The sequence below is a fragment of the Thioalkalivibrio sp. genome (assembly GCF_007692535.1).
Classification (GTDB): Bacteria; Pseudomonadota; Gammaproteobacteria; order Ectothiorhodospirales; family Ectothiorhodospiraceae; genus Thioalkalivibrio.
In genome coordinates this window covers 1-3634 of sequence record NZ_REBW01000026.1, presented here as the reverse complement: position 1 = coordinate 3634, position 3634 = coordinate 1, and the positions used below count along the sequence as shown (strand labels likewise).

The following is a 3634-nucleotide window of genomic DNA, read 5'->3' as shown; positions in this document are numbered from 1 at the left end:
GCGGCTTGTCATCGTCAGGGGTGGCACGCTCCGAGGCCATGAGAGCTAGTTGGAGGAACACGATGGGGCGGGCACGTCCAGGACCAGTTCGCCGCGCAGAAACGTAGCGGCGGCGGCTGTCGCTGGGGCCTCGAAAAAACGTGCTGCGGGCGTGTGTTCCATGATCCGGCCGCAGCACATGAACACCACGTCATCCGCGAGGCGGCGCGCCTGACCGAGATCGTGCGTGGTCATCACAATCTTGGTGCCGTTGGCGTGAAAGGCATTGACGGCATCTTCCACGGCCTTGGTCGCGGCAGGGTCCAGGGCGGCACTGGGTTCGTCCAGGAACAGGATGCCGGGTTCGAGGGCCCAGGCGCGGGCCAGCGCCAGCCGCTGCTGTTCGCCACCCGAGAGGATTCGGGCGGGGCGCTGTGCCAGGTCGGCAAGGCCGAAACGCTCCAGGGCTTGCCCGGCCAGGTGGTGGCGCAGTCGTCGTGCAACGCCGTTCAGGGCCAGCGCGTGGGTCACGTTGGCGATCGTCGAGCGCCTCAGGAGAACCGGCCGCTGGAAGACCATCGCCTGGCGCGGAAACACCGACCCATTGCCCCCGGCCACGATCCTGCCCTGGGAGGGCTTGAGCAACCCATGTGCAAGGCGCATCAGCAGGCTCTTCCCGGCGCCGTTTGGCCCCATGATCACGGTGCGTCCCCCGGATCCCAGCGTCAGGTTGGTGCGGGCAAGCAGTTCCTTCCCGGATCGCACGAACGTGACGTCGTGCAGTACCAGCAGGGGATCCTTTACACCAGCCGGGGGCATCTGGCTCATTGCATCCGGCTCCTGCTCATCTGGCCCAACAGATACGCGGTAGCGTTCACCGCCGCCACCAGCGTCAGCAGGACCAGTCCCAGTGCGAGCGCCAACGGGAGGTCACCCTTGCTGGTCTCGAGCGCGATTGCCGTCGTCATCACGCGCGTGACCCCCTCAATGTTGCCACCGACGATCAGCACGGCCCCGACTTCGGCACTGGCCCTCCCGAAGCCTGCCAGGACGGCGGTGGTCAGCGTGATGCGCGCATCCCACAGCAGCGTCGGTATCGCCCGCACCCGACCCGAGCCCATGGACTGCAGTTGTTCCCGGTATTCCTCCCAAAGATCCTCGATAGCCTGCCGGGTCAGAGCTGCAATGATGGGAAGGACCAGCAGGGTCTGGGCGATGACCATGGCGGTCGGCGTGAACAACAGCCCGAACTGGCCCAGCGGGCCGGCCCGGGACAGGCTCAAGTAGACGAGCAGCCCGGCAACGACAGGCGGCAGTCCCATCAGCGCGTTCAGCAGCGTGATGACGAGGCCTCTCCCCGGAAACCGGAACAGGGCGATCGCCGCCCCGAGGGGCAATCCGATCAGGCTGGCGACGAAGACTGCGCTCAGGCTCACCTGGAGCGACAGCTGAATGATGCCGAACAGGCCGGGATCCCCGGAGAGGATCAGCGAAAACGCCAGCGTGAAGGGGTCGTGGCTGTTCAATGGAATCTCTGCGCTGCATACTTTCTGAAGAATAATGGCTTGTGCAGCCCAATGCGCCGTGAGGCGAAAAGGAATCTACCAAAGACATGAATATGCAGCCACGCGAGGATCTGATGACCACCGCCGAGGTTGCGGAGTATCTTCGCCTGGGGGAACGCAAAGTGTACGAGCTCGTACGGGAGCGCGTCATTCCCTGTGTGCGTGTGACGGGCAAACTGCTGTTCCCGCGTCAGGCCATCGATCTCTGGCTGATGAATCATCTCGAGAGCGACGAGCGGATCGCCCTCGATACACCGGCAGTGCTGGCAGGGAGTCATGACCCGCTGCTGGAGTGGGCGGTGAGGGAATCGGGAAGCGACCTGGCACTGCTTCTGAACGGCAGTGGTGATGGTGTCAGGCGTCTACTGGCGAACCAGGCGCAGGTGATTGGATTTCACCTGATCCACGAAGACGGCACTTGGAACAACCCGGCCCGTTGCGGTTTGGGTGGACTTCGGGATCTGGTCACCATCGAGTGGGCACAGCGGACGCAGGGGTTGATTGTCGCCCCGGGAAACCCCCTGGAGATCCGGGATGTTCGCGCACTTGCCAACCCGAGGGTCCGCGTTCTGCGTCGGCAGGAGGGGGCCGGTGCTGACGTTCTGCTCAGGGAACTGCTCAGGCAGGCGGGCCTGACGCTGGGCGATGTACATACGCTGGAGCATTGCGCGCTCACCCACGATGACCTCGCACTGGAGGTGCTGCGCGGCGGGGCGGATTGTGGGTTGGGTGTGGAGGCCGCAGCCCGGCGTCACGGACTGGACTTCGTTCCAGTCTGCCAGGAGCGGTTCGACCTGGCGCTGCGGCGGCGCGCCTATTTCCAGCCGCACCTGCAGGCCTTGCTCGGGTTTGCGCAGACGGAACGCTTCCGCAGTCGGGCCGCATCCCTCGGGGGTTACGACCTCGCCGGGCACGGGCAAGTGCGCTACAACGCTTGAGAGCGCATCGCAGGCTGCGTCGGGGTTCAATGGCCCCGGCCTCCGCTTTCCATGCGAGTGATGCGGACGTCGACCAGTGTGACGATCCGGTGGAAGGCGAGGGGGCCAAGATTGTAGAGCCATCCCTCTTTGGCGCTCCCAACCCGGCGGACGGATCAGGTGTCGCCATGCCGTAACAGACGAACCATCGCCTCTGCCACACTGCGACTGGATTGCGGGTTCTGGCCGGTCACCAGCATGCCGTCGACGACCACATGATCGCTCCAGTCCTCCGCGGGATCGACGTCACCCCCGAGCTCGCGCAGGCGATCCTCGAGCAGGAAGGGCATGGCGTCCACCAGCTCCACCGCGCGTTCCTCGGCATTACTGAAGGCGGCGATCCTGCGCCCCTTGGCCACCGGCGTGCCGTCCTGCAGCATGGCGCCGACCAGGCACGCTGGCCCATGGCAGACCGCACCGAGGACCTTCTCATGCTCGATGAACTCGGTCACCAGCCGCTGCACATGCGGGTTCTCGGGGAGATCGAACATGGTTCCATGTCCACCGGGAAAGAAGAGTGCGGAATACGACTCGTGACGGACGTTCTCGTCCAGGGGAATCGTGTCACTCAGGGCCTGTTGCGCAGCAACGGTGGGGAAGGACGGGTCGATGTCCAGGCTCTTTGGATCAAGGGGCGTCGGACCGCCTTTCGGACTCGCGACCTTGATCTCGAACCCCGCTTCACGGAAGCGCGCGTAGGGGATCGCGAATTCCTCAAACCAGAGGCCAGTCGCGTGCCCCGGGGCAATTTCGTCATGACTGGTGACGACCATCAGTATCGTCTGACTCATTCGAATTCCTCCTTCCTGGTCCCACTTGGTGGACCGGGGCGCTGCAAACGGGTTCCGGGAAAACCCGTGTTGCGGGTTGTGATCAGGCCGACTTCGGGTCGGGTTCTCGTTGCGGCCACAGGACATCGGTCGGGGCGCCGTGGACGGCGATCCCGGGGCTGACCTGGAGGGGCGGCGCCGTGCCGTCTTTGTCCTGGCCAAAGTAGACGGTACGGTGCGGGAACGGGATCTCGATGCCGAGTTCGTCGAAGCGTTTCTTGATGCGGTGGTTGAAGGCGCGGCCGACCATCCACTGCTTGATCGGCTGGGTCTTGATGCGGCC

Annotated in this window: 5 protein-coding genes; 1 reads left to right on the top strand and 4 read right to left on the bottom strand. The window is 64.8% G+C overall.

The features are described 5' to 3' along the window. Positions 1-45: 45 nt before the first annotated feature. Both EA346_RS00425 and EA346_RS00420 read right to left on the bottom strand, forming a co-directional pair. The gene (locus tag EA346_RS00425; protein WP_296754241.1) at positions 46-807 is read right to left on the bottom strand and encodes an ATP-binding cassette domain-containing protein; all 762 of its coding nucleotides are present in this window, start codon (positions 805-807) and stop codon (positions 46-48) included. Continuing rightward, positions 804-1505 carry an ABC transporter permease gene (locus tag EA346_RS00420; protein WP_296754238.1) on the bottom strand — a complete coding sequence of 234 codons (702 nt, stop codon included), beginning with the start codon at positions 1503-1505 and terminating at the stop codon, positions 804-806. The genes EA346_RS00425 and EA346_RS00420 overlap by 4 nt, the downstream gene beginning before the upstream one ends. A gap of 86 nt (positions 1506-1591) precedes the next feature. On the opposite strand from EA346_RS00420, the gene EA346_RS00415 reads away from it, so the two are divergent. Then, positions 1592-2482, top strand: a complete 891-nt coding sequence (locus tag EA346_RS00415) for a helix-turn-helix transcriptional regulator (RefSeq protein ID WP_296754235.1) — start codon at positions 1592-1594, stop codon at positions 2480-2482. Positions 2483-2637: 155 nt separating this feature from the next. On the opposite strand, the gene EA346_RS00410 is transcribed toward EA346_RS00415, so the two are convergent. Then, positions 2638-3312: a type 1 glutamine amidotransferase domain-containing protein gene (locus tag EA346_RS00410; protein ID WP_296754233.1), complete on the bottom strand. Its 675-nt coding sequence runs from the start codon at positions 3310-3312 to the stop codon at positions 2638-2640. 82 nt (positions 3313-3394) lie between these two features. Further along, the coding region (locus tag EA346_RS00405; RefSeq protein WP_296754230.1) for a mechanosensitive ion channel family protein at positions 3395-3634 on the bottom strand (240 nt) is incomplete at its 5' end.

Excerpts from the sequence above, each read along its gene's own strand:
- EA346_RS00415 (WP_296754235.1), top strand. The coding sequence starts at position 1,592 with ATGAATATGCAGCCACGCGAGGATCTGATGACCACCGCCGAGGTTGCG.
- EA346_RS00425 (WP_296754241.1), bottom strand. The coding sequence starts at position 807 with ATGAGCCAGATGCCCCCGGCTGGTGTAAAGGATCCCCTGCTGGTACTG.
- EA346_RS00410 (WP_296754233.1), bottom strand. The coding sequence starts at position 3,312 with ATGAGTCAGACGATACTGATGGTCGTCACCAGTCATGACGAAATTGCC.